The organism is Dermacoccus sp. Tok2021 (genome assembly GCF_019895135.1).
In the GTDB taxonomy this organism is placed as follows: domain Bacteria; phylum Actinomycetota; class Actinomycetes; order Actinomycetales; family Dermatophilaceae; genus Dermacoccus; species Dermacoccus abyssi.
The window spans coordinates 71,764-94,910 of record NZ_JAGTHU010000014.1 but is presented as its reverse complement, the minus strand read 5'-3'; the positions used below and the strand labels follow the sequence as shown (position 1 = coordinate 94,910).

24 protein-coding genes and 2 tRNA genes are annotated in these 23,147 nt (G+C 68.1%); 11 read left to right on the top strand and 15 right to left on the bottom strand.

Annotated features, from left to right (window positions below; all coding sequences use genetic code 11):
* The first annotated feature begins 128 nt into the window (after positions 1-128).
* Both recO and K9D12_RS09680 read left to right on the top strand, forming a co-directional pair.
* Positions 129-926, top strand: a complete 798-nt coding sequence (gene recO, locus K9D12_RS09685; protein ID WP_129665351.1) for a DNA repair protein RecO — start codon at positions 129-131, stop codon at positions 924-926.
* Complete coding sequence (locus tag K9D12_RS09680; protein WP_129665353.1) at positions 923-1,819, top strand: isoprenyl transferase; 897 nt, start codon at positions 923-925, stop codon at positions 1,817-1,819. Before recO ends, K9D12_RS09680 begins: the two co-directional genes overlap by 4 nt.
* A 35-nt stretch (positions 1,820-1,854) precedes the next feature.
* Here the strand turns inward: K9D12_RS09680 and K9D12_RS09675 are convergent, their stop codons facing one another.
* Genes K9D12_RS09675 through K9D12_RS09655 form a run of 5 tightly spaced genes read right to left on the bottom strand, consistent with a single transcriptional unit; the run spans position 1,855 to position 5,429 of the window.
* Complete coding sequence (locus tag K9D12_RS09675) at positions 1,855-2,265, bottom strand: Fur family transcriptional regulator (protein ID WP_129665355.1); 411 nt, start codon at positions 2,263-2,265, stop codon at positions 1,855-1,857.
* Positions 2,252-3,259: a metal ABC transporter permease gene (locus K9D12_RS09670; RefSeq protein ID WP_129665357.1), complete on the bottom strand. Its 1,008-nt coding sequence runs from the start codon at positions 3,257-3,259 to the stop codon at positions 2,252-2,254. The genes K9D12_RS09675 and K9D12_RS09670 overlap by 14 nt, the downstream gene beginning before the upstream one ends.
* On the bottom strand, positions 3,252-4,097 hold the full coding sequence (locus K9D12_RS09665) for a metal ABC transporter ATP-binding protein (RefSeq protein ID WP_129665359.1): 846 nt from the start codon (positions 4,095-4,097) through the stop codon (positions 3,252-3,254). The genes K9D12_RS09670 and K9D12_RS09665 overlap by 8 nt, the downstream gene beginning before the upstream one ends.
* Positions 4,094-5,056, bottom strand: a complete 963-nt coding sequence (locus tag K9D12_RS09660; RefSeq protein ID WP_225911120.1) for a metal ABC transporter substrate-binding protein — start codon at positions 5,054-5,056, stop codon at positions 4,094-4,096. The genes K9D12_RS09665 and K9D12_RS09660 overlap by 4 nt, the downstream gene beginning before the upstream one ends.
* Positions 5,057-5,099: 43 nt before the next feature.
* Complete coding sequence (locus K9D12_RS09655) at positions 5,100-5,429, bottom strand: DUF6703 family protein (protein ID WP_047312074.1); 330 nt, start codon at positions 5,427-5,429, stop codon at positions 5,100-5,102.
* A 71-nt stretch (positions 5,430-5,500) separates the two neighbouring features.
* Here K9D12_RS09655 and dusB point away from each other — a divergent pair, with 71 nt between their 5' ends.
* Both dusB and mqo read left to right on the top strand, forming a co-directional pair.
* Positions 5,501-6,709, top strand: coding sequence for a tRNA dihydrouridine synthase DusB (dusB, locus tag K9D12_RS09650; protein ID WP_118912637.1), 1,209 nt, complete (start codon positions 5,501-5,503; stop codon positions 6,707-6,709).
* 98 nt (positions 6,710-6,807) lie between these two features.
* Complete coding sequence (mqo, locus tag K9D12_RS09645; protein WP_240730192.1) at positions 6,808-8,310, top strand: malate dehydrogenase (quinone); 1,503 nt, start codon at positions 6,808-6,810, stop codon at positions 8,308-8,310.
* Between the two features lie 82 nt (positions 8,311-8,392).
* On the opposite strand, the gene K9D12_RS09640 is transcribed toward mqo, so the two are convergent.
* Positions 8,393-9,256 (bottom strand): sulfurtransferase, encoded by an 864-nt coding sequence (locus tag K9D12_RS09640; protein ID WP_047312077.1) that lies wholly within the window; start codon positions 9,254-9,256, stop codon positions 8,393-8,395.
* A 68-nt stretch (positions 9,257-9,324) separates the two neighbouring features.
* Between K9D12_RS09640 and K9D12_RS09635 the strand changes: the two genes are divergently transcribed.
* The 5 genes from K9D12_RS09635 to K9D12_RS09615 all read left to right on the top strand — a co-directional run bounded on the left by K9D12_RS09635 (position 9,325) and on the right by K9D12_RS09615 (position 13,436).
* The gene (locus K9D12_RS09635; RefSeq protein ID WP_129665365.1) at positions 9,325-9,600 is read left to right on the top strand and encodes a DUF2277 domain-containing protein; all 276 of its coding nucleotides are present in this window, start codon (positions 9,325-9,327) and stop codon (positions 9,598-9,600) included.
* The gene (locus tag K9D12_RS09630; protein ID WP_047312078.1) at positions 9,600-10,013 is read left to right on the top strand and encodes a DUF3806 domain-containing protein; all 414 of its coding nucleotides are present in this window, start codon (positions 9,600-9,602) and stop codon (positions 10,011-10,013) included. Before K9D12_RS09635 ends, K9D12_RS09630 begins: the two co-directional genes overlap by 1 nt.
* The gene (locus K9D12_RS09625) at positions 9,938-11,233 is read left to right on the top strand and encodes a deoxyguanosinetriphosphate triphosphohydrolase (protein ID WP_370633491.1); all 1,296 of its coding nucleotides are present in this window, start codon (positions 9,938-9,940) and stop codon (positions 11,231-11,233) included. Before K9D12_RS09630 ends, K9D12_RS09625 begins: the two co-directional genes overlap by 76 nt.
* Positions 11,234-11,295: 62 nt before the next feature.
* The gene (dnaG, locus tag K9D12_RS09620; RefSeq protein WP_129665367.1) at positions 11,296-13,266 is read left to right on the top strand and encodes a DNA primase; all 1,971 of its coding nucleotides are present in this window, start codon (positions 11,296-11,298) and stop codon (positions 13,264-13,266) included.
* 97 nt (positions 13,267-13,363) lie between these two features.
* Positions 13,364-13,436, top strand: a tRNA-Asn gene (locus tag K9D12_RS09615).
* A 115-nt stretch (positions 13,437-13,551) separates the two neighbouring features.
* Here K9D12_RS09615 and K9D12_RS09610 read toward each other — a convergent pair.
* The 4 genes from K9D12_RS09610 to K9D12_RS09595 form a co-directional block, all read right to left on the bottom strand.
* Positions 13,552-14,469 (bottom strand): amino acid ABC transporter permease, encoded by a 918-nt coding sequence (locus K9D12_RS09610; protein WP_129665369.1) that lies wholly within the window; start codon positions 14,467-14,469, stop codon positions 13,552-13,554.
* A complete protein-coding gene (locus K9D12_RS09605; protein WP_129665371.1) occupies positions 14,466-15,146 on the bottom strand; it encodes an amino acid ABC transporter permease in 681 nt (226 codons plus the stop codon). The genes K9D12_RS09610 and K9D12_RS09605 overlap by 4 nt, the downstream gene beginning before the upstream one ends.
* Positions 15,147-15,221: 75 nt before the next feature.
* Positions 15,222-16,049 (bottom strand): glutamate ABC transporter substrate-binding protein, encoded by an 828-nt coding sequence (locus tag K9D12_RS09600; RefSeq protein WP_370633489.1) that lies wholly within the window; start codon positions 16,047-16,049, stop codon positions 15,222-15,224.
* 34 nt (positions 16,050-16,083) lie between these two features.
* The gene (locus tag K9D12_RS09595) at positions 16,084-16,872 is read right to left on the bottom strand and encodes an amino acid ABC transporter ATP-binding protein (RefSeq protein WP_187034723.1); all 789 of its coding nucleotides are present in this window, start codon (positions 16,870-16,872) and stop codon (positions 16,084-16,086) included.
* Positions 16,873-17,078: 206 nt separating this feature from the next.
* Here K9D12_RS09595 and K9D12_RS09590 point away from each other — a divergent pair.
* Together K9D12_RS09590 and K9D12_RS09585 are read left to right on the top strand one after the other, a co-directional pair.
* A tRNA-Ile gene (locus K9D12_RS09590) sits at positions 17,079-17,152 on the top strand.
* A 156-nt stretch (positions 17,153-17,308) separates the two neighbouring features.
* The gene (locus tag K9D12_RS09585) at positions 17,309-17,824 is read left to right on the top strand and encodes a DUF3145 domain-containing protein (RefSeq protein ID WP_047312083.1); all 516 of its coding nucleotides are present in this window, start codon (positions 17,309-17,311) and stop codon (positions 17,822-17,824) included.
* An 80-nt stretch (positions 17,825-17,904) separates the two neighbouring features.
* Here K9D12_RS09585 and K9D12_RS09580 read toward each other — a convergent pair whose 3' ends face one another.
* The 5 genes from K9D12_RS09580 to K9D12_RS09560 form a co-directional block, all read right to left on the bottom strand.
* The gene (locus K9D12_RS09580; RefSeq protein WP_047312084.1) at positions 17,905-19,320 is read right to left on the bottom strand and encodes an acyl-CoA carboxylase subunit beta; all 1,416 of its coding nucleotides are present in this window, start codon (positions 19,318-19,320) and stop codon (positions 17,905-17,907) included.
* Positions 19,317-20,567 carry a beta-ketoacyl-ACP synthase II gene (fabF, locus tag K9D12_RS09575; RefSeq protein WP_223060105.1) on the bottom strand — a complete coding sequence of 417 codons (1,251 nt, stop codon included), beginning with the start codon at positions 20,565-20,567 and terminating at the stop codon, positions 19,317-19,319. Before fabF ends, K9D12_RS09580 begins: the two co-directional genes overlap by 4 nt.
* 94 nt (positions 20,568-20,661) lie before the next feature.
* Complete coding sequence (locus tag K9D12_RS09570; protein ID WP_047312086.1) at positions 20,662-20,910, bottom strand: acyl carrier protein; 249 nt, start codon at positions 20,908-20,910, stop codon at positions 20,662-20,664.
* 93 nt (positions 20,911-21,003) lie between these two features.
* The gene (locus K9D12_RS09565; protein WP_223060104.1) at positions 21,004-21,984 is read right to left on the bottom strand and encodes a beta-ketoacyl-ACP synthase III; all 981 of its coding nucleotides are present in this window, start codon (positions 21,982-21,984) and stop codon (positions 21,004-21,006) included.
* Positions 21,984-23,147 (bottom strand): acyltransferase domain-containing protein, encoded by a 1,164-nt coding sequence (locus K9D12_RS09560; RefSeq protein WP_370633490.1) that lies wholly within the window; start codon positions 23,145-23,147, stop codon positions 21,984-21,986. Before K9D12_RS09560 ends, K9D12_RS09565 begins: the two co-directional genes overlap by 1 nt.

The following is a 23,147-nucleotide window of genomic DNA, read 5'->3' as shown; positions in this document are numbered from 1 at the left end:
GGGGGGGGGGGGGGGGGGGGCCCCACACCCCCCCCCCCCCCCCCCCCAACCGTCACCAAGAAGCGGAACCGAACTCGGCAACGGCGCGCCCACCCGCCCCGTGTTGACGCCCGCGAGACAATGGAGTCATGGCCCTCTACCGCGACGCAGCGATCGTGCTGCGTACCCACAAGCTGGGGGAGGCCGACCGCATCATCACGATGCTCACCCGCAACCACGGCAAGAAGCGTGCCGTCGCGAAGGGCGTGCGTAAGACGAAGTCGAAGTTCGGGGCGCGCCTCGAACCGGGCATGGTCATCGACGTGCAGATGTACGAGGGGCGCAACCTCGACACCGTGACCCAGGTCGACATCCTCGCTCCGTACGGCGACGCCATCTCCAAGGACTACTCGGCCTATACCGCCTGCGCCGCCATGCTCGAGACGGCCGACCGGCTCTGTGAGGATTCCGACCGCGTCCTCGCCCACTTCAACCTCCTCGCGGGAGCCCTGGCGGCCCTTGCGCAGAACGAGATTCCGGCCTACCTCGTGCTCGACGCCTACCTCGTGCGCGCCGTCGCCACGGCCGGCTGGACGCCGAGCTTCCGCGACTGCGCCGGCTGCGGCGACCCGGGTCCGCACCGCTCGTTCAACGTCGCGTCCGGGGGAGCGGTGTGCCCTCAGTGCCGGCCACCGGGTTCAAGCGCGCCCGCGCCGGAGACCTTCGTCCTCATGGACGCCCTCATGCGAGGCGACTGGATCGGCGTCGCCGCCACCGATGATCGCGTGCGCCGCCAGTCGAGTGCCCTCATCGCCTCGTACGTACAGTGGCACCTTGAACACGGCGTACGCTCGCTGCGCCACGTCGACCGCGGAGACCACGAGATCGCCGCGGCACCCGCTCGTCCGGCTGCCCCCGCGACCGCCTCGGAAGGACACCATTCGTGACGCCGATCAAGCCCGAACCGCACCCGAGTGGGGCCACGCCCCCGGCGATCCGGGCCGAGCTGATTCCTCAGCACATCGCCATGGTGATGGACGGCAACGGCCGCTGGGCGAACGAGCGAGGCCTGCCGCGCACCAAGGGCCACGAGGCGGGCGAGGCGATGCTCATCGACGTCGTCGCCGGCTGCATCGACATCGGCGTCAAGAACATCTCCGCCTACGCCTTCTCGACGGAGAACTGGCGCCGCTCGCCCGAGGAAGTGCGCTTTCTCATGGGCTTCAACCGCGACACGATCCGTCGCCGCGTCGACCTGCTCGACTCGTGGGGCGTGCGCGTCATCTGGAGTGGCCGCAAGCCTCGCCTGTGGCGCTCTGTCGTGCGCGAACTTGAGCGCGCTGAGGAGCGCACGAAGAACAACACCGTCTGCACCCTGCAGATGTGCGTCAACTACGGCGGTCGTGCCGAACTCGTCGACGCCACTCGCGCCATGGCCGAGGACGTCGCCGCCGGTCGTCTGTCGCCGAAGAAGATCACCGAGAAGACGATCCAGAGCTACCTCTACGCGCCCGAGCTTCCGGACGTCGACCTCTTCGTGCGCAGCTCCGGCGAGCAGCGCACGAGCAACTTCCAGCTCTGGCAGAGCGCCTACGCGGAGATGGTCTTCCTCGACACCCTGTGGCCCGACTTCGACCGTCGGATGCTCTGGGAAGCCGTGGACACCTACGCCCGCCGCGACCGTCGCTACGGCGGCGCCGTCGACGCGGTGACTGCGGCTGAGAGCCAAGCGGCCGCGGCGCCGGCGGCCAAGCCGAAGGCCGGCTACGACCCGCAGCTCATGGCCGACCCCGACGCCCCTGACGGTGGCATCTACGACGACGACGGCCTCATCGACTGACGAGCGCGCGCCGACGAGGCGCGGGCTGTGCGATGTCAGAGCGAGACGTGCGTCTTCCTCGTCGAGCACTGCGCGCACAATCCGAAGATCTCGATCTGGTGTGTCGCCTCGGTGAAGCCGTGGTGCGCGGCCACCGAGTCGGCCCAATGCTCGACGGTCGGGCCCTCCACCTCGACCGTGTGCCCGCAGTTACGGCACACGAGGTGGTGGTGATGCTTCGACGTCGCGCAGCTGCGGTAGATCGCCTCGCCGTCATCGGTGCGCAGCACGTCGACGGTGCCGTCCCCGGCGAGGTTCTGCAGTGTGCGGTACACGGTGGCGAGGCCGACCGTCTCGCCGGAGGCACGCAGCTGTGCATGCAACTCCTGCGCTGAGGTGAAGTCGTCCAGTTCGTCGAGCTTGGCGCTGACGGCGGCCTGCTGGCGGGTGGGCTTACGCGTCGACATCGTGCCTCCTCGGGCTCGGCGCAGCATCGGCGGGCGCGTGAGCGTCCCAGTGGTCCTTGTGCGGTGCGTGGTACTCGCCGTCGTGAAGGTAGTCGACGTGGTCACCGTGGCGCACCGCCGGGTGACCGCAACCCTCTCGGTGCTCGTGCGCGTGATGCGTGACCCGACGCGCATGCCGCGCCCGAGTGGAACGCACGACGGCGCTCGCGAAGGACGCGGCCAGGAAGATGCCGACGGCCACGAGCACGACCGTTCCGCCGGGCGGGGTGTCGAGGTAGTAGGCCGACACGACGCCGCTGAGGCCGCTGAGGCATCCGATGATCACGGCGATCGCCGTCGTCAGGCGGAAGCTGCGGGCGAGGATCTGGCCGGTCGCGTTCGGCAGGATCATCAGCGCCGAGATGAGCAGCAGGCCGATGACGCGCATCGAGAGCACCACCGTCACCGACGTGAGGATCGACAGCAGGAGGTTGAGCGGCACGACGGGGAGGCCGACCGCACGCGCGTACTCCTCGTCGTTCGCGACGGCGAAAAGGCGCTTGCGCAGCACCGTCGTGGCGCCGACGACGACGAGCGCCAGGGCACCGAACTGCCACAGCTGGTCGCTGGCCGTCGTGAGGATCGAACCGAAGAGGTACTGGTTGATCGACGTCTGACCCGCGTTGTCCGCGCGCGCCAGCAGCACGACGCCGGCCGCGATGCCGCCGTAGAACATGACGGCCAGCGCCACGTCGGCGTTCGTCGTGCCGCGCAGGCGGATGAACTCGATGGCGCACGCGGCCAGGACGGCAGCGATGAGGGCCGTCAGGATGGGTGACGTCGAGAAGAGCACACCGACGGCCACGCCCGCCAGGGCGACGTGGCCGATGCCGTCACCGATGAGCGACAGGCGGCGCTGGACGAGGAAGACGCCGACCGCCGGCGCCGCAGCACCGACGAGCAGCGCCGCGACGAGCGCGTGACGCATCGCGTCGAGGGCGAACAGTTCAGCCACGTCGGCCTCCTTCGTGGCGTGGGGACGGATCGAGCGGTCCGACGGCGTAACTCGGGCCGGGCACGTGGTGCTCGGCGTCGTGGTGTGCGTCGTGAGCGCCGGGAACGTGCAGGTGGTCGTCGGAGATGGTGCGGGCGAACCGCTGCCCGTACTCGCCGGGCGTGCCGTCGAAGGAGATGTGCCCATGGGTCACCTCGACGACGCGGGTGATGACGCCGCGCAGCGCTTCGATCTCGTGGGTGACGATCACCATGGTGACACCGGTCGCGGCGAGGCTCTGGAGCACCTCGGCGAGCACCTCCTGGCTGGCCGTGTCGACGCCCGCCGTCGGCTCGTCCATGACGAGGACGTCCGGCTGTGCGGCGAGCGCTCGAGCGATGAGGACGCGACGGTGCTGACCGCCCGAGAGCGTGGAGACGTCGGCGAGCGCACGGTCGGCGAGGCCTACCTCGGAAAGGGCCTCGGCGACGAGACGACGATCCTCGGCGCTCGCGCGCTGGTACCAGCGTCGGTGCGGCAGCCGGCCGACTTCGACGATCTCCTCGACCGTCGCCCGAACGGACCCCGAGAGCGTGTGGCGTTGCGGCACGTAGCCGATGCGCGTGCGCTCCTTGAACTCGGCCGCGGGCGTGCCGAAGAGCTCCACCTCGCCGCTCACGTGGTCGTTGAGGCCGAGCACGCCGCGCATCAGCGTCGACTTACCGGAACCGTTCGGCCCGAGCACCGCGATGATCTCGCCGTGATTGATGTCGAGGTCGACGTCACTGACGACGGCCCGCCCTTCGTAGCCGAACGCGGCCGAGCGCAGCCGAATCACCGGCTCACTGTCGTCCTTCACTTGCACCCTTGCCCCTGCTTCAGCGTTGTGAGGTTGGACTTCATGACCTCGAAGTAGTTCTTGCCCTTGCTCGCGTCGGTCAGGCCTTCGAGCGGGTCGAGCACGGCGACCTTCGCACCGGTCTGCTTGGCCACCGTTTCGGCGGTCTTCGGTGAGACGAGGGTCTCCGAGTAGATCGTCGTCGTGGCGTGCTTCTTCGCGAACGCGGCCACGGCCTTGAGGCGCTGCGGCGTGGGCTCGGCCTCGGGGGAGACGCCGCTGACGCCGACCTGCGTGAAACCGTACCGGCTCGCGAGGTAGCCGAACGCCGCGTGGCCCGTGACGAGGGTCTTGTTCGTGCAGTTCGCCAAGCCGCTCTTGAACTCGGTGTCCAGCGCGTCGAGGTCGGCCACCATCTTCTTCGTGTTCGCCTCGTACGTGGCCTTGCCCTCCGGATCGGCCTTGGCCAGGCGCGCACCGACGGCCTGAACGACGGCCTTGTAGCGCACCGGGTCGAGCCAGAAGTGCGGGTCCGTGTCCCCGCTGTGGTCGTGACCGTCGCCCTCGCTGTGCTCGTGGGCCTCGCCGCCGACACTCTCGGTCGACGACAGCTTGAGCGTCATGTCCGCATCGGGTGCGACGTCGAGCGTCTTGTCCTTCTTCGCGTTCGAGGAGACGGCCGCGTCGACGCTCGGCTGGAACCCCTTGAGGTAGACCGCGAGGTCGGCGTCGGCCAGCGAGGCGATCTGTTTGGGCGAGGGGTCGATGTCGTGCGGCTCCTGCCCGGGCTTCGTCAGCGAGGAGACCTCCACACGGTCGCCGCCGATGCGCTCGAGCGCGTACTGCAGGGCGTAGAAGCTCGCGACCGTCTCGACCTTGTCGCCCGAACCCGAATTCGACGATCCCGAACCACAGGCCGTGAGGGCCGTGGTGACGACGAGGGCGGATGCGGCGAGGCTGAGGCGTGAGGTGCGAAGCATGACAACCATTCTCACCTCAAGTGAGAATCATTGTCAAAATCGCTCACTTGGGAACGGCGAGGACGACGGTGACGGCCACCGTCAGACACAGGACGGCGGCGCGCGCCAGTCGGTCGACGGGGCGCAGTTGGTTCCACGACAGGTAGAGCAGCCAGCCCAACACGAGCGAGACGAGGCCGAAGCAGATCGCGCCGATGACGCCCCGGAAGACGATGCCAATCACCATGACGACGACGAACGCCGTGACGACGGCGCCCTGGGGGAGGCGGGCCATCGCGCCGACGGCGGGGTCGGACGCGTGCATCACCTTCGCGCGCGTCGTGCTGACGGAGACTTCGGGGCGCTGGTCGTTCGTGGACTCGTTCTCGGGCACCGAACAAGCGTAGTGGACGCCCGCGCTCGCGCTTTCGGGGCACTCGCTGCGAGGTGGGAGAATGGGACGCGATGACTGTTCTCGACCGCCCCGCCACGCCCGTTCTCGCGCCCCTGCAGATCGGGCGCCACACGATCGACTCCCCGGTTGTGCTCGCGCCGATGGCGGGCATCACGAACCGGGCCTTCCGACGCCTGTGCCGTCAGTACGGCACCGAGGGCGCCGTGGCCGGTGGGGCGAGCGGTGCGACGTCGCTCTACGTCAGCGAGATGATCACCTCGCGCGCCCTCGTCGAGCGCACCCCCATCACGATGAAGCTCATCGAAACCGACCCGGACGAGAACCCTCGTTCGATCCAGCTGTACTGCACCGATCCGGTCAACGCCGGACGCGCGGCCCGCATCCTCGCGAGCGAGGGACGCGCCGACCACATCGACCTCAACTTTGGCTGCCCGGTACCCAAGGTGACGCGCAAGGGCGGCGGCTCGGCCCTGCCGTGGAAGACGGAGCTGTTCCGCGGCATCGTCAGCTCGGTCATCCGTGAAGCGGCGCCGTACGACATTCCCGTCACCGTCAAGATGCGCAAGGGCATCGACGCCGACCACCTGACCTTCCTCGAGGCCGGCCGCATCGCCGAGGGCGAGGGCGCGGCCGCCGTCGCGCTCCACGCGCGCACCGCGTCGCAGGCCTATTCGGGTCACGCCGACTGGAGCGCCATCCGCGACCTCAAGCAGACGGTGACGAGCATCCCCGTGCTCGGCAACGGCGACATCTGGTCCGCGGACGACGCGCTGCGCATGGTCACCGAGACCGGGTGCGACGGCGTCGTCGTCGGACGCGGCTGCCTCGGTCGTCCGTGGCTCTTCACCGAACTCGCTGCCGCCTTCGCCGGCTCCGACGCCCGCGTCGACCCCGGCCTCGGGGAGGTGTGCGCCACGCTGCGTCGTCATGCCGAGTACCTCGTCGAGTTCTACGACGACGAGGTCAAGGGCTGCCGCGACATTCGCAAGCACATCGCCTGGTACTTCAAGGGCTTCCCCGTCGGCTCGCAGCTTCGCCACCAGTTGGCGCTCGTCGATTCGCTCGCCTCGCTCGACGACCTCATCGCGAGCCTCGACCTCGACCAGCCGTGGCCCGGCGCCCCTGCGGAGGGGCCGCGCGGTCGCGCCGGAAGCGAGCGACGCGTCGTCCTACCCGAGGGGTGGCTGGACACGCAGGACCTCACCGCGCAGCAGGCGGCGTGGGTCGCCGAGGCCGAGGCGGAGAACTCCGGCGGCTGAGCAACGCGTCACAGCGTGCACACCGAGTGGCCGCGGGTCGTGACCGCCGAGTATCGTCGTCGGGAGAGCCTGAATACGCGATGTGAAGGGGTATGTGGGTGAACAACGAGGGCGCGAAGAGCGCATCCGAGTCCGTGGACGTCGTTCTCATCGGAGGCGGCATCGTCAGCGCAACGCTGGCGGCCATGATCCAGCGAGTCCACCCCGAGTGGAAACTGAGCGTCTACGAGCGTCTGGACGCCGTGGCGAAGGAGTCGTCGAACGGCTGGAACAACGCGGGCACCGGCCACGCGGCGCTGTGCGAGCTCAACTACACGCCTGAGATGCCCGACGGCAGCGTCGACATCACGAAGGCCATCGGCATCCACTCGCAGTTCATGACGACGAAGACCTTCTGGGGTTCGCTCGTGCGCGAGGGCGCTCTGCGTGAGCCGTCGACGTTCATCAACAACACGCCGCACATGTCGTTCGTCAAGGGCGACGCGAACCAGAAGTTCCTGCGTGAGCGTTACCGTCTTCTCTCGGCGCACCCGTTCTTCCACGACATGGAGCACTCGGAGGACTACGGCCAGATCGAGCAGTGGTCGCCGCTGCTCATCGAGGGCCGCCCTGCTGGTGAGAAGATCGCCGCCACCTATGCCCCGAGCGGTACCGACGTCGACTTCGGTGCCGTGACGCGACAGCTCTTCACCGACTTCACGGCCCGCGGTGGTTCGCTGGAGCTCGAGCACGACGTCACCGACATCTCGCGCAACTCCGACGGCATGTGGAACGTCGCGGTCAAGAACCTGCGTGACGGTGCCGCCAAGACGGTGCGCACGAAGCTCGTGCTCGTCGGCGCCGGCGGCTACACGCTGAAGCTGCTGCGCAAGGCGGGCGTTCCCGAGGTCAAGGGTTACGGCTTGTTCCCGGTCTCCGGCACGTTCCTGTCAACGGAGAACACGGCGCTCACCTCGAAGCACAACACGAAGGTGTACGGCAAGGCCGCCGAGGGTGCTCCGCCCATGTCGATGCCGCACCTCGACGCCCGCATCATCGACGGCCAGCGCACCGCGCTGTTCGGTCCGTTCGCGGGCCTCGTGCCGAAGTTCCTCAAGGAGGGCTCGGTTCTCGACCTCTTCGCGTCGCTGCGCGGTGACAACCTCCTGCCGATCGCGACGGCCGGTCTCGACAACCTCGGCCTGACGAAGGTGCTGGCGCAGGACCTCATCGCCAACCAGGCCAAGCGCATCGAGGCGCTGCGTGACTTCGCCCCGACGGCCAAGAGCGAGGACTGGAAGCTCTTCGTCGCCGGTCAGCGCGCGCAGATCATCAAGCCCGCTTCGGGCACGAAGGGCACGCTCCAGTTCGGTACCGAGGTCATCAGCTCGGCGAACGGCTCGATCGCCGGCGTGCTCGGCGCCTCGCCGGGTGCGTCCACCGCAGTGCCGATCGCGCTCGACATCCTGCGCACGTCGTTCAAGGACGAGTGGAGCACGTGGGAGAACGAGCTGCGCTCGGTCATGCCGACGCTCGGCACCGACATGAAGGCCGAGCCGGAGAAGGCGCTCGAGCTCGAGGCCGAGGCCGACGTCACCCTGGGCCTGCCCAAGCGCGTCTGAGCCACACCGCACGCCGAACGGCCGTGGCCGCTCCCGATCAGTCGGGGAGCGGCCACGGCCGTTTCGTCGGTGGAACGGGGGCTCAGGTCCAGGCGTCGCTCTCGACCGGACGATCGGGATCGGTGATCCAGTCCGACCACGATCCGACGTAGACGGCCGGGTCCGGGAACACGCCGCTCACTTCGAGGGCGAGAGCCAGGTGCATGGCCTGCACACCGGAGCCGCAGTACACGCCGACGCGCTGGTGCGTGGGCAGGCCCTTGGCGGTGAACCGCATGGCGAGGTCGTCGGTCGACAGGAAGCGCCCGTCTGGGCCGACGTTCGACAGGGCGGGGATGTTGACGGCGCCGGGGATGCGTCCGGCGACGGCGTCGACCGGTTCGTTCTGGCCGGCAAAACGTTCGGGGGATCGGGCGTCGATGAGCAGGTGGCGGTCTGCGAGGTCGGCTGCACCTTCGGCGTCGACGGCGGTGAGATGGCGCGGTGTGGCGACGAAGTCGCCTTCCTCGGCGGCGGAGTCCTCGCCGGGCACGACGTCGCCACCCGCGGCGACCCAGGCGTCGAACCCTCCGTCGAGGACCTGGACGTCGAGCTTGCCGAAGTAGCGCAGAAGCCACCACGCACGGGCGGCCGCCAGGGAGTTGGAGGCGTCGTAGACGACGACCGGAACGTCGTTCATCACGCCGGCGGCGCGCATGGCCGACTGAAAGCTCTTCCGGTTCGGCATGGGGTGACGGCCACCTTCTCCGCCGTCGCCCGGCGTTCCGGTGAGGGCGTCCTCGAACTCCACCCAGCGTGCGCCGGGAAGGTGAGCTTCTGCGTAGGCAGGACGCTGCGATTCGCCACCGAGCACCCACCGCGCGTCGAGCAGCGTGATGGGTTCACCGGCGTCGAGGCGCTGCTTCAGGCGCGTGGCCGAGACCAGGGGGTGCGGGAGGCGAGTCATGCTCTCAGCGTAGTGGGCGGGGCCGCTCGACTGCCGTCGTAGTGGGCGGAATGTGCAACGCTATGCGCATGTGCCGCAACATCCGTCCGTTGAACAACTTCGAGCCTCCGGCCACCGACGACGAGGTGCGCGCCGCAGCGTTGCAGTACGTGCGCAAGATCGGTGGATCCACCAAGCCCTCCGCCGCCAACGAGGCCGCGTACGAGGCGGCCGTCGAGGTGATCACCGCGGCGTCGCGCGAACTCATCGACTCCCTGGTCACCAACGCTCCGCCGAAGGACCGAGAGGTCGAGGCGATCAAGGCGCGCGAGCGCGCTCGCGTGCGCTACGGGAGGGCCAGCTGATGAGCGAGATCACCATCGAACCCGTGGGGCCGGCCGAGCAGGAGGTGCTCGACAAGTGGCTCGACGATGCTGCGCGCTGGAACATCGACGTCACGGATGTCCGCTCCATCGATCGCGCGTACGAGAGCTACGTCGACGACGTCCTTGACCAGGACGAGGACGAGCGTGAGGATCCGACGCCGTTCGTCGCCATGCTCGGCTTCGCGCTCGGCCAGTGGCTGACGCTGGAGTCCGTCCTCGAGTGGCGCGTCATCACCGATGCGGACGGCCGCGACCTGGGTCTTTCCCTGCCGGACGAGTCGAGCATCATGTTCCCCAGCGACTTCATCGCAGACGCCTGGAACGAGATGCGCCGCGACTGGCTCAACGGCTGGGCCACCGACCTTCGCAAGCAGCTCGAGGCCCTTCGCTGAACGCCTACACCGCCGCCGACCGCGAGCGTTACGTCGTCGAGGATCTGACACGTAAGCGCTCCGATCGTGATGACTTCGCGCGCGACAGGGCGCGCATCGTCCACTCGGCGGCCTTGCGCCGGTTGTCGACGAAAACGCAGGTGTGGCAGGCAGGTACGGACGATTTCGTTCGCAACCGGTTGACACATTCACTCGAGGTGGCGCAGATCGGGCGCGAACTGGCAGACGCTCTCGGGTGCAACAGCGACGTCGTCGACGCCGCATGTTTGGCCCACGATCTGGGGCACCCACCGTTCGGGCACTTCGGTGAGCAGGTCCTCGACGCTCTGTGCGACGACATCGGTGGTTTCGAGGGCAACGCCCAGACGTTCCGACTCCTCACACGCCTCGAGGCGAAGCGTCAGACCCCGAAGGGGCGCCCTGCCGGGCTCAACCTCACGCGGGCGACGCTCGACGCGTCGACGAAGTACCCCTGGCGGCGCGGCCACGGCCCCGAGGGCTCCCGCAAGTTCGGGGTGTACGAGGACGATCGCGACGTCTTCGACTTCGTGCGTGACGGTGTGGAAGGCGGCACGTGTCTCGAGGCGCAGATCATGGACTGGGCCGACGACGTGGCCTACAGCGTGCACGACGTCGAGGACGCCATCGCGGCCGAGGCCCTGGACCTGAAGGCGCTCGACGGCACGGCGGAGCGGGCGGCTGTCGTCGAGGTGGCCGCACGGATGTATGCGCCCGACCTGCCGGCGGCAGTCCTCGACGAAGCGCTGGAACGGGTTCTGCGTGACGACCTTCCAGCGACGTACGACGGCACCCGCCGCGATCTCGCGGCTCTCAAGGACATGACGAGCACCCTCGTCGGACGCTTCGCGGCAGCGCCCGAGGACGCCACGCGGGAGCGCTACGGCAGTGCCCCGCTCGTGCGCTACGAGGCACGCCTCGTCATCCCGGACGACGTGCGCGCTCAGGTGGCCGTGCTCAAGGGAATCTCGGCGCACTTCGTCATGTTCACTCCGATGCGCGACGAACAGCACACACGGCAGCGTGAGGTCGTGGAGGCGCTCGTGGCGCACTTCGCCCAGCATCCGGACGACATGGACCCCATGTTCCTCGACGACATCGAACACGCCACGTCGGACGCGGAGGCGCTACGCGTCGTCGTGGACCAAGTGGCGAGCCTGACGGACGCCCGGGCCGTGCGCCTCGGCGTCCACAGTCACTGAGCCAGGCGAACACCCCTCGCGCCTAGACTGAGGGGACGCGTGAAGATCCCGGAAGGAGCGACGTGGCCGGTCTCATCAAGGCGGAGGACATCGCTGCCGTCAAGGACCGCGTGGACATCGAGGACGTCGTCTCCGAGCACGTCACGCTGCGTCGGGCCGGTGCCGGTTCGCTCAAGGGCCTGTGTCCGTTCCACGACGAGAAGACGCCGAGTTTCACCGTGCGCCCCGCTGTCGGCGTTTACCACTGCTTCGGGTGTGGCCAGTCGGGCGACGTCATCTCCTTCGTCATGGAGCTCGAGCACCTCACGTTCACGGACGCCGTCGAGCGTCTGGCCGCGAAGGTCGGCTTGGAGCTGCGCTACGAGGAGGGCGAGCGCCCCGACCGCGAGCCGGCCGGGCGCCGCATGCGTCTCGTCGAGGCCCACCGGGTGGCCGAGGAGTTCTACCTCGAGCGGCTCATCGGCGACAAGGGCGAGCATGCCCGCGCCGGGCGTGACTTCCTGCGGGCCAAGGGCTTCAACGGCACCCACGCCAAGCACTTCGGCGTCGGCTTTGCGCCGCGTTCCGGTGACGCTCTTGTCGCGCACCTCCAGGCCAAGGGCTTCAACCCCGACGAGATGACGGCCTCTGGTCTGGCGGGGCAGTCCTCGCGCGGGCTCTACGACCGCTTCCGCGGGCGAGTGGTGTGGCCGATCCGTGACATCACGGGCGACACCGTCGGCTTCGGCGCGCGCCGGATCTTCGACGACGACCGCATCGAGGCGAAGTACCTCAACACGAGCGAGACGCCGATCTACAAGAAGACCCACATGCTCTACGGCCTCGACCTCGCGAAGAAGACGATCTCGCGTGAGCGCCGCGCTGTCGTCGTCGAGGGGTACACCGACGTCATGGCCGCGCACCTGGCCGGCGTCGACAACGCCGTCGCGACCTGTGGCACGGCCTTCGGCGTCGACCACATCAAGTCGTTGCGCCGCATCATGCGGGACGAGGCCGGTGGTACGCCGGCCCGTGTCATCTTCACCTTCGACGGCGACGCAGCCGGCCAGAAGGCAGCGATGAAGGCGTTCGAGGAGGATCAGCGCTGGGCGTCCCAGTCGTTCGTGGCCGTCGCGAAGGACGGTATGGACCCGTGCGACCTGCGGCTGCGCCACGGCGACGAGGCGGTCAAGGCCCTCATCAACGACGCGGTGCCCATGTTCGAGTTCGCGGTGCGTACGACGATCTTCGGGTTCGATCTCGACCACGCCGAGGGTCGCGTATCGGCGATGAAGGCTGTTGCGCCGATCATTGCGGGCATCCGCGACACGACGTTGCGTCCGGAGTACGTGCGCACGGTGGCGGGCTGGATCGGTGTTGAGATCGAACAGCTCAACGCCGCCGTTCGTACCGCGCCCAAGGGCGGTACGGCTCGACGCTACGAGAACCGGCGTGCCACGGCCCAGCGTCCACCTGAGGGGCAGCAGCAGAACGAGACAGCCAGTCGCCCCGACGCGGGCATCCCGGTCGCGCCGGAGCGTCCGGGTATCCCCAAGCCGGATCCTCGTGATCCGACGATCGCGGGGGAGCGGCAGTTGCTCCAGGTGATGCTCCAGTACCCCGAGTCGTTGAAGGGCACCGTCTTCGAGCAACTGCGCCCCGGCGACCTTCGCGCGCCGGCGCACCGGTTCATCCTGGATGCTGCGATCAAGGCGGGCGGGCCGTCACGTGTGACGTCCATCGGGGCGTGGAACGAGGCCATCCGCTCGAGCACCGACCCGCAGTTGCACGACGTGCTCACCGAACTCGTCGTGCGCGACCTGCCGACGAAGCTCGACCCGACGACGGGGCGCCCCGACGAGCGCTACGTCGGGGCGCTCATCCAGAACGTGCAGGAGGGCGCGCTCAACGCGGCGATCGCCGACGCTCTGGGCCGCCTGCGCCGTCTGGACCCGGGCGCGAGCGGTTACGCCGACGACTCCCGCGCGGCCAGCGCGAGGCTGTTCGAACTGCAGACCCAGCTCAACCGACTGCGTGAGGCCGGCATGCGCTGAACCGGTGGCAAGGCGATTATGAACGGCTGAGAAACCTTTGCTACAGTTACGGCGCGCCAAACGTTCGGGTGAGAGCCCGGGCCGCTGGGTCAAGCATTCCCCTATAGCTCAATTGGCAGAGCATTCGACTGTTAATCGGAGGGTTCTTGGTTCGAGTCCAAGTGGGGGAGCACAACGAGAAGGGCCGCGAAAGCGGCCCTTTTTCGTTGCCCGTCTCCGGGTCGGTGAACAGGTGCGAACGAGGCCCCCACGATCAGACCGTGGGGGCCTCGTCGAGGGATCGACCTACACCTGTTTGTTGTGTGCGGCGAGGTCGACGCCGGGGGCCCCGACCGTTGCGACACCGGCTGTGACGCCGCTCGCCGGGCCGCCGCCCTGAGCGCTGTCCTCGGCTGCGCGGCCGCGGTTCTGCAGCCACTTCTCAGCGAGCACGGCGACCTTGGAGATCGCGTAGTTGAGCAGGATGTAGATCGTGCCGATGACGATGAGCGTCGGCACGATGTTGGCGAAGATCGTCGAGGCGTTCTTGCCCTTGTAGAGCATCTCGCCGTACTGAACCTGGTAACCCAGCGCCGTGTCCTTGAGGATGACGACGAGCTGGCTGATCAGGGTCGGCAGCATCGCGGTGACAGCCTGGGGGAGCAGGATCGAACGCAGCGTCTGCGAGTCGGTCAGACCGATCGCGACACCCGCCTCGCGCTGGCCCTTGGGCAGCTGGTCGACGCCGGAGCGGATGACCTCGGCGACCACGGAACCGTTGTAGATGACGAGGGCCGTGACGGTCGCGATGAAGGCGTGGATGTCCTCGGCGCCGCCGCGGGTGAGTGCGCCGTAGAGGAACAGCATCATGAGCAGGACGGGGACGGCGCGCCCGAACTCGACGATGACACCCGCGGCCCAGCTCAGGGGCTTGATCTGCGACATGCGAGCCATCGCGAAGATGACACCGAAGATCGTCGCGCCGATCATGCCAGCGAAGGCCGCCTTCAGCGTGCCCACGAGGCCGGGGAGGATGTATTCCTTCCACAGCTCAGGATCCGTGAACGGCTTCCACATGGCGGCCGTGAACTGTCCCTTGTCGTCAAGTCGCTTGTAGACGACCCAGAGGACGGCTGCCAACAGCAGGACACCGACCCCGGTCAGGATCATGTGACGACGGCGGGCCTTGGGGCCCGGCGCGTCGAAGAGAACTCCGGCGCTCATCGCTTCACCGCCAACTTCTTGCCGAGGTGGCCGACGAGGAGTCCGGTCGGCAGGGTCAGGAGGACGAAGGCGATCGCCGAGGCCACGAAGGCCTGGTTGAGCAGACCCGGGTCGTCCTCGGTGACCTTCGCGAGCATTGCCGCCATTTCAGCCACGCCGATGACGACGGCGACCGTCGTGTTCTTCGTGAGGGCGATCAGGGCGTTGCCCAACGGAACAATCGAGCCGCGGAAGGCCTGGGGGAGGATAACCTCGCGCAGCGACTGCCCGAACGTCAGACCGATCGAGCGAGCGGCCTCGGCCTGCCCGAGCGGAATGGTGTTCACACCGGAACGCAGCGCCTCACAGACGTACGACGCGTGGTAGAGCACGAGACCGACGACCGCGAGGCGGAAGTTGTTCGTGTCGAAGAAGTCGGGGCTCTTGCTGTCAGCCAGGTTGATACCCAGCTTTGCCCACAGCACGAGGTTGCACGACAGGATGATGAGCGTCAGCGGCGTGTTGCGGAAGATGTTGACGTACGAGGTGCCCAGGAAACGCAGCATCGGCACCGGCGACATGCGCAGAACGGCGACCAGGGTGCCCACGACGAGGGAACCGATAGCCGCAGCAATCGTCAGCTTGATCGTCATCCACAGCGCGGACAGCAGATCATAATCGCTGAAAAGCGTTGACATGCAATGCCTTTCGGAACGTGCGAGGCGGGTGGGGCTGGTGAAAGTTCACCGGCCCCACCCGCCGCGTCAGATAGATCAGGAGCAGGCTTCGAACGACTTCGGCGGGTTCACCTTGGTGTCGTACTTGAAGTCGGCGCCGAGGTTGGCCTCGACGGCCTTCTTCCACTCGCCGGAGTCGACCATCTTCTTGATCGCGGCGTTGACCTTCTCGCAGGTGGCCTTGTCGCCCTTCTTGAGGCCGACGCCGTACTTCTCCTCGGTGAACGGGTCACCGACGAGCTTGAACTTGCCCTTGTAGGCATCCTGGTTGGCGTAGCCGGCGAGGATCGTGTTGTCCGTCGTCATGGCCTCGATGGCGCCCGAGGCGAGAGCGTCAGCACACTCGGAGTACTTGTCGTACTTCTGGGGCACGAGGTTCGGCTGCTTCTCCTTGAGGTTGTCGACCGACGTCGAACCGGTGACGGAGCAGACCTTCTTGCCCGACAGGTCGGAGACGCTCTTGATCGAGCTGTCCGACTTCACGAGGACCGACTGGCCAGCGATGAAGTATGGGCCGCCGAAGGAGACGACCTTCTTGCGCTTGTCGGTGATCGAGTAGGTCGCGAAGATCATCTTCACGGAGCCGTTCTCGAGCATCTTCTCGCGCTGCTTGGACGGCGTTTCGACGAACTCGATCTTGTCCGCCTCGTAGCCCATTTCCTTGGCGACGTACTTGGCGACGTCGACGTCGAGACCCTTGTAGTCGGAACCGGCCTTGAGGCCGAGACCCGGCTGGTCGAACTTGATGCCGATCTTGACCTTGTCGCCCGGGCCGGAGCTCGACTCGTCGTCACTGCCGCCACAGGCGCTGAGGCCGAGGGCGAGGGACGCGACGCCGACCGTGGCGATTGCGCGCTTCATCATGGATTTCCTCCTGGTAAAAGACCTGACCCGAGGGTCAGTGGGTGAGGATCTTGCCGAGGAAATCCTTGGCGCGATCGGACTTGGGGTTGGTGAAGAACTCTTCGGGCTCAGCCTGCTCGAGGATCTCGCCGTCGGCCATGAAGATGACGCGATCGGCAGCGCGACGGGCGAAGCCCATCTCGTGCGTGACGACGATCATCGTCATGCCCTCCTTGGCCAGCTGCGCCATGACGTCGAGGACCTCGTTGATCATCTCGGGGTCGAGGGCGGAGGTGGGCTCGTCGAAGAGCATGACCTTCGGCTCCATGGCGAGAGAGCGCGCGATGGCCACACGCTGCTGCTGACCGCCGGAGAGCTGGGCCGGGAACTTCTTGGCCTGGTGGTCGACGCCCACGCGCTTGAGCAGTTCCATGGCGCGCGACTCGGCGTCGCCCTTGGACTTCTTGCGCACCTTGATCGGGCCGAGGGTCACGTTGTCGAGAATCGTCTTGTGGGCGAAGAGGTTGAACGACTGGAAGACCATCCCGACGTCGGCGCGCAGCTTCGCGAGGCCCGCTCCCTCGGCGGGAAGCTCCTTGCCGTCGATCTGGATCGTGCCGTTCTCGATCGTCTCGAGGCGGTTGATCGTGCGGCACAGCGTCGACTTACCCGAACCCGACGGGCCGAGGATGACGACGACCTCGCCGCGGTTGATCGTGAGGTTGATGTCCTTCAGGACATGCAGGTCACCGTAGTGCTTGTTGACACCCTCGAGAACGACGAGCGGCTCGCCGCGCTTCGCCCGGATGTCGGACTGCTCGGTGGCAGTGGTGGCTCCAGTCATGGATGTGAGCGTAGTAACGCCTGCACGGATGAGCGCTACCGGATGCTCACCTGTGACCTAATCGGTACAAACACACAAGCATAGGTATGACAGGGTTTTGGAGGTTCGCGGCCACGTGGGCGCTGCACCCGGTGTTGGCTGCGGACTCGTCCTTGGGGGCGAGCGGCTACACTTCCGCGAGTGCCGGGCGCCTGAGCGCCGGGCTCGGGGCGGTAGCTCAGCCGGTCAGAGCAGAGGACTCATAATCCTTGGGTCGTGGGTTCAAGCCCCACCCGCCCTACTCCGAAGTCCAGTTTTCGACCGCGCCCGCCCGCGCGGCGTTCTCGCCTTCGCCGTGCCCCGTGAGGCATGATGGGGCCACAACCGCACAGTTCGAACACCTGAAATCGCATGAGGTCGTTGGGGAAGACGTCCCTCGCGCACACAGGAGGTTCGGATGTCGATGACGTCCTCACGCGTCATGACCCGCGGGGTGGTGTTCGTTCACTCCACCCCAGCGGCGCTGTGCCCGCACATCGAATGGGCCCTGGAGAGCATCTTGGGCCTCGACGTGTCCCTCGAGTGGACCGATCAGCCCGTCGCGCCCGGCCTCGTGCGCACCGAGTTCAGCTGGGCCGGTGACGCCGGTACCGGCGCGCGGCTCGCCAGCGCCCTGCGCGGCTGGGATCACGTGCGCTACGAGGTCACCGAAGAGCCCTCGGCCGGCACGGACGGCTCGCGTTGGTCGCACACGCCCAGCCTGGGCATCCATCACACCTGGACCTCCGCCAGCGGCGACGCCGTCGTCAGCGAGGACCGACTGCGCAGCGCCCTCATGGCGAGCGGCGGCGACCCGCAGGAGTTCCGCGCCGAGATGGCCGAACTGCTCGGCACGGCCTGGGACCAGGAACTGGAGCCCTTCCGGTACGCCGGTGACGGTGCGCCCGTGCGCTGGCTCCACCGCGTCGGCTGACCCCGACGCCCACACACCAAACGGCGGTGCCTTCCTCTGGGGGAGGCACCGCCCTTTCGCGTGCAGTCAGTGAGCGAACGTCACAGCGGAATGTTGCCGTGCTCGCCTCGGCGAGCCGGAGCCTCGGCGAGCGCAGCCACGAGTGCTCCGCGCGTCTTCGTCGGCTCGACGACCTCGTCGACGACACCGATCTCCTGCGCGCGCTCCAAGCCGCCGGCGAGCACTGCGTGCTCCGCTGCCAGTTCCTCCTCGACGCGCGCACGGTCGTCGATCTCGACCTCGGCCAGACGACGGCGGTGCAGGATGCGCACGGCCGCGACGTGACCCATGACGGCCACCTCCGCGCTCGGCCACGCGAACACCTTCGTCGCGCCGAGCGAACGGCTGTTCATCGCGATGTATGCGCCGCCGTACGTCTTGCGCGTCACGAGCGTCACGCGCGGGACCACCGACTCGCCGAACGCGTGCAGCAGCTTCGCGCCGCGACGCACGACACCGTCCCACTCCTGGCCGACGCCCGGCAGGTAACCCGGAACGTCAACGAGGACGACGAGCGGGATGCCGAACGCGTCACACATACGCACGAAGCGGGCCGTCTTCTCGGCGGCGGGGGAGTCGAGGCAGCCACCGAGGCGCATCGGGTTGTTCGCGATGACGCCGACCGTGCGTCCACCGAAACGCCCCAGGGCCGTGACGATGTTCGGCGCCCACTTCGCGTGGAGCTCGATGATCTCGGCCGCGTCGTCGAAGAGGTTGTCGACGAGCGGGTGCACGTCGTAGGCACGCTTCGCGTTCTCGGGGAACGTTTCGCCCAGGTCGCGTTCCTCGGTGCCCGCGACATCGAACTCACGCTGATCGGCCATGAGCGAGGCGAGCAGGCGTCCGCGCTCGAACGCCTCGTCCTCGGTCTCCGTCACGACGTGGACCACACCCGAACGACGCCCGTGCGGCTCCGGGCCACCCAGGCGCGCGGCGTCGACGTTCTCTCCGGTGACGCTGCGCACAACGTCCGGACCGGTGACGAAGATGCGGCCCTTCTCGGCCATGATGACGACGTCCGTGAGGGCCGGGCCGTACGCCGCGCCACCCGCGGCCGCGCCGATGACGACGGAGATCTGCGGGATCTTGCCCGAGGCGCGCGTCATGATGGCGAACACCTCACCCACGGCGTGGAGGCTGACCACGCCCTCCGCGAGGCGGGCGCCACCCGAGTGCCACAGGCCGATGATCGGCGTGCCTTCGGCGAGAGCGATGTCGTACGCCTCGACGATGGCCTTGCAGCCCTCGACGCCCATGGCACCGCCCTGGACGCGAGCGTCGGAGCAGAACACGACGACGGGTGCGCCGTTCGCGCGGCCACGCGCCGAGACGAAGCCCGACTTCTCGACCTCGTTGATGATCTCCACCGTGCCGTCGTCGAGGAAGTTCTCCAGACGCAGGTTCGGGTCGCGCGGGTCGGCGGCAGGCGCCTCCGGCGCAGCGGTGAGGGCGTTCATGAAGCACTCCTGAGGGTTACGGCGACGTTGTGGCCGCCGAAGCCGAATGAGTTGTTGAGAACGGCGACGTCGCCGTCGGGCAGCTTGCGCGCCTCGCCGCGCACGAGGTCGAGGTCGGCGAACGGCTCGTCCACCTCGTCGACGTTGATCGTGGCCGGCACGCGGCGGTGGTGGACGGTGAGCGCCGCGATGAGCGTCTCGAGTGCACCTGCGGCACCGAGGAGGTGGCCCGTCATCGACTTCGTGCCGGTGACCGCGATGCCACCGGCAGCGTCACCGAACGCGCGTCGGATCGCGGTGGCTTCCGCGACGTCGCCGACCGGCGTCGAGGTGGCGTGAGCGTTGATGTGCACGATGTCGGCGGGCGTCAGCCCGGCGCTCGTGATGGCCTCGGTCATGGCGCGAGCGGCACCTGCACCCTCCGGGTCGCCGGCGGTGATGTGGTAGGAGTCAGCGGACATTCCCAGCCCCGCGAACTCGGCGTAGATCGTGGCGCCACGGGCCTTGGCGTGCTCGTACTCCTCGAGCACGACGACAGCCGCGCCCTCGCCGAGCACGAAGCCGTCACGGTCGGGAGCCCACGGACGCGAAGCCGATTCGGGGGAGTCGTTGCGCGTCGACATGGCGCGCGCAGCAGCGAAACCGGCGATCGGCAGCGGGTGCATCGGTGCTTCGCTACCGCCGGCGATGGCCATGTCGGCTCGACCGGAGGCGATCATCTGGGCCGCGAAGCCCATCGACTCCGCACCCGAGGAACACGCGGAAACCGACGTGTGAGCGCCCGCCTTGGCGCCGAACTCCATCGACACGTTGCCGGAGGCAGCGTTCGGCATGAGCATCGGCACAGTGAGGGGGTAGATGCGACGCGCGCCCTTCTCCTTGAGCACGTCGTACTGGTCGAGCAGCGACTGCACGCCGCCGATACCCGTACCGATGGCGGAGGCGAGGCGCTCCGGCTCGACCTCGGGGGAGCCGGCGTCGGCCCACGCCTCACGGGCCGCCACCATGGCGTACTGCGTGAACGGGTCCATGCGCTTGAGCTCGACCTTCGCCAGCGTCGAGGCAGGGCTCTCGGCGAGCGTGGCGGCGAAGGTGACGGGCAGCTCGTACTCGCTGACCCAGCTCTCCTCAAGGGTGCGGGCGCCGCTCTTGCCGGCCAGCAGAGCTTCCCAGGTGGCGGGCGCGGTGGCGCCCAGCGGAGTGGTGGCTCCAAGGCCGGTGATGACGACTCGGCGGTTCTCGCTCATGAGGCGAACTCCTCGGTGCGGGGTGTGACGGAAGCGGGTGGGACGCGGTGGCTCACCGAGCGGGTGAGCCACCGTCGTCCGGCCTGGTGAAGGTTCAGGCCTGGGCGTTCTTGATGTAGTTGACGGCGTCGCCGACGGTGACGAGGTTCTTGACCTCTTCGTCCGGGATGCGCACGCCGAACTTCTCCTCGGCGTTGACGACGATCGTCATCATCGACAGCGAGTCGATGTCGAGGTCGTCGGTGAAGGACTTGTCCGACTGGACCGACGAGGCGTCGATGCCCGTCTCCTCGTTGACGATCTCGGCGAGGCCGGCGAGGATCTCCTGCTCGGAAGCAGCCATGGTGTCTCTCCTTGTGGTTGCTCGATCGGCATTCGATCGAGGTCGGTATCTGACTCACCTCGGGTTACCCGCCGAGGCGCGGGAACTGGTGGGTTACGGAATCTCGATGACCTGCGCGGCGTACGCGAGGCCGGCACCGAAGCCGATCTGCAGCGCGATGTCGCCGCTCTTGGCCTGGCCCTCACGGATCATCCGCTCGGCGGCCAGCGGCACCGACGCCGCGGAGGTGTTGGCCATGTCGACGATGTCGCGGGCGACCTTGACGTGCTCGGGCAGCTTCATCTGCTTGACCATCGCGTCGATGATGCGCGTGTTGGCCTGGTGGGGGATGAACACGTCGATGTCGTCCGGTGTCAGCCCTGCGGCCTCCACGGCCTGCAGTGCAACCGGAGCCATGCTCCACACGGCCCAGCGGAAGACGGACTGGCCGGCCATCGTGATCCTGGGGTCGGCCTGGTGGCCTTCGCCTACCTGACGAATCGACTCCCAGCCGGAGCCGTCGCTGCCCCAGATCGTCGGGCCGATGCCGACGTGGTCGCTCGGGCCGACGACGGCCGTTCCGGCGCCGTCACCGAAGATGAAAGCCGAACCGCGATCGGTGAGGTCGAGAACGTCCGTCAGTTTCTCCGCGCCGATGACGAGCACGTGGCTCGCATCGCCGGAGCGGATCATGTCCGAGGCCAGGCCGATGCCGAAGCAGTAGCCGGCGCACGCCGCGGCGATGTCGATGGCTGCCGGCTTGTCGAGCCCGAGGCGGTCGGCGAGCATCGGTGCAGCTGCGGGGGTGAACAGGTGGTGGGTGACCGAACCGACGAGGACACCGTCGATGAGTGACGGGTCGATGCCGGAGTTCGCGATCGCCTCACGGGCGGCGGCCTCGGCCATGTCGAGCATCGTCTCGTCGGGACGCGCAAAACGGCGGGTCTTGATGCCCGATCGCTCCTGGATCCACTCGTCGGAGGAATCGATCGGACCGACGATCTCGTCGTTCGTCACGAGGCGTTCCGGGCGGTAGGCGCCCACGCCGAGCACGCGGGTGAACTCGGCTCCGGTGCGCTGCGTGATCGTCGCCATCACGCACCTGCCGGGTGCAGGCGGACGAGCGGCTGGCCGGGCGACACCGGGTCCTCGTCCTCGACGAGCCACTCGATGATGCGCCCGCCGTGCGGCGCCACGGCGTTGTAGGCGTCACGTGCGGTGACGACCTGGCCGATCGTCTCGCCGGGGCGGATCGTGTCGCCCTCGGCCAGCGGCGCGCGGGTGATCGTGCCCTTGGCCGGCGCGATGACGAGACGCCAAGCCGGTTCGATGTCGTCCTCGAGCACGCCGTGCTCCCGCACCATGCGGTGCGCATCGTCGAGGTCGTCCGGGGTCTTGACGGCGAGCGTCTCGACGCCGGGCATCGCCCGCTTGGCCAGGCCGACGAGCGTGCCCGCCGGGGGAATCTCGATGAGACCCGTGACGCCCATGGCCTTGAACGTCTCCATCGTGAGATCCCAGCGAACCGGGTTGCTCACCTGGGTGACGAGACGCTTGAGCACCTTCGTGCCGTCGTGGACGACGAGTCCGTCCTTGTTCGACACGAGCGGGATGCGCGGGTCGTGCGTCGAGATGGCGCCGGCAAAGGCAGAGAGGCGGTCCAGCGCGGGCGCCATGTGCTCGGTGTGGAACGCTCCGGCGACCGGCAGCGGCACGACGCGGGCCTTGGCCGGCGGGTCGGCCTTGAGGTCCTCGAGCTGCTCGAGCGTGCCCGCGGCGACGATCTGGCCGGCGCCGTTCATGTTGGCGGGGGTGAGGCCCTTGGCCTGGAGGTGGGCGACGACCTCGCTCTGCTCGCCGCCCATGACGGCGCTCATGCCGGTGGGGGTGACGGCGGCCGCGTCGGCCATTCCGGCGCCGCGCTCACGCACGAACACCATGGCCTGCTCGGCCGTGAGGACGCCCGCGGCGGCAGCTGCGGTGATCTCACCGACGCTGTGGCCCGCACCGGCGCTGACCGAACGGAAGCCCTCGACGGGGTGCTCGAACAGCGCGAGAAGCGAGACGAGCCCGCTCGCGACGATGAGGGGCTGCGCGACGGCCGTGTCTTTGATGGTGGGCGCGTCGGCGTCGGTGCCGTAGTGCACGAGGTCCATACCCGCGCAGGCCGACAGCCAGGTCATGCGGGAGCGGAAATCCGGCAGCTCAAGCCACGGGCGAAGGAAACCGGGGGTCTGGGAGCCCTGTCCAGGGCACAC

Bases quoted from the DNA above. Each gene is read 5' to 3' on its own strand.
- recO (WP_129665351.1), top strand. From the start codon at position 129: ATGGCCCTCTACCGCGACGCAGCGATCGTGCTGCGTACCCACAAGCTG.
- K9D12_RS09675 (WP_129665355.1), bottom strand. From the start codon at position 2,265: ATGTCGACGCGTAAGCCCACCCGCCAGCAGGCCGCCGTCAGCGCCAAG.
- K9D12_RS09660 (WP_225911120.1), bottom strand. From the start codon at position 5,056: ATGCTTCGCACCTCACGCCTCAGCCTCGCCGCATCCGCCCTCGTCGTC.
- dusB (WP_118912637.1), top strand. From the start codon at position 5,501: ATGACTGTTCTCGACCGCCCCGCCACGCCCGTTCTCGCGCCCCTGCAG.
- K9D12_RS09640 (WP_047312077.1), bottom strand. From the start codon at position 9,256: ATGACTCGCCTCCCGCACCCCCTGGTCTCGGCCACGCGCCTGAAGCAG.
- K9D12_RS09635 (WP_129665365.1), top strand. From the start codon at position 9,325: ATGTGCCGCAACATCCGTCCGTTGAACAACTTCGAGCCTCCGGCCACC.
- K9D12_RS09630 (WP_047312078.1), top strand. From the start codon at position 9,600: ATGAGCGAGATCACCATCGAACCCGTGGGGCCGGCCGAGCAGGAGGTG.
- K9D12_RS09610 (WP_129665369.1), bottom strand. From the start codon at position 14,469: ATGAGCGCCGGAGTTCTCTTCGACGCGCCGGGCCCCAAGGCCCGCCGT.
- K9D12_RS09605 (WP_129665371.1), bottom strand. From the start codon at position 15,146: ATGTCAACGCTTTTCAGCGATTATGATCTGCTGTCCGCGCTGTGGATG.
- K9D12_RS09600 (WP_370633489.1), bottom strand. From the start codon at position 16,049: ATGATGAAGCGCGCAATCGCCACGGTCGGCGTCGCGTCCCTCGCCCTC.
- K9D12_RS09595 (WP_187034723.1), bottom strand. From the start codon at position 16,872: ATGACTGGAGCCACCACTGCCACCGAGCAGTCCGACATCCGGGCGAAG.
- K9D12_RS09585 (WP_047312083.1), top strand. From the start codon at position 17,309: ATGTCGATGACGTCCTCACGCGTCATGACCCGCGGGGTGGTGTTCGTT.
- K9D12_RS09580 (WP_047312084.1), bottom strand. From the start codon at position 19,320: ATGAACGCCCTCACCGCTGCGCCGGAGGCGCCTGCCGCCGACCCGCGC.
- fabF (WP_223060105.1), bottom strand. From the start codon at position 20,567: ATGAGCGAGAACCGCCGAGTCGTCATCACCGGCCTTGGAGCCACCACT.
- K9D12_RS09570 (WP_047312086.1), bottom strand. From the start codon at position 20,910: ATGGCTGCTTCCGAGCAGGAGATCCTCGCCGGCCTCGCCGAGATCGTC.
- K9D12_RS09565 (WP_223060104.1), bottom strand. From the start codon at position 21,984: ATGGCGACGATCACGCAGCGCACCGGAGCCGAGTTCACCCGCGTGCTC.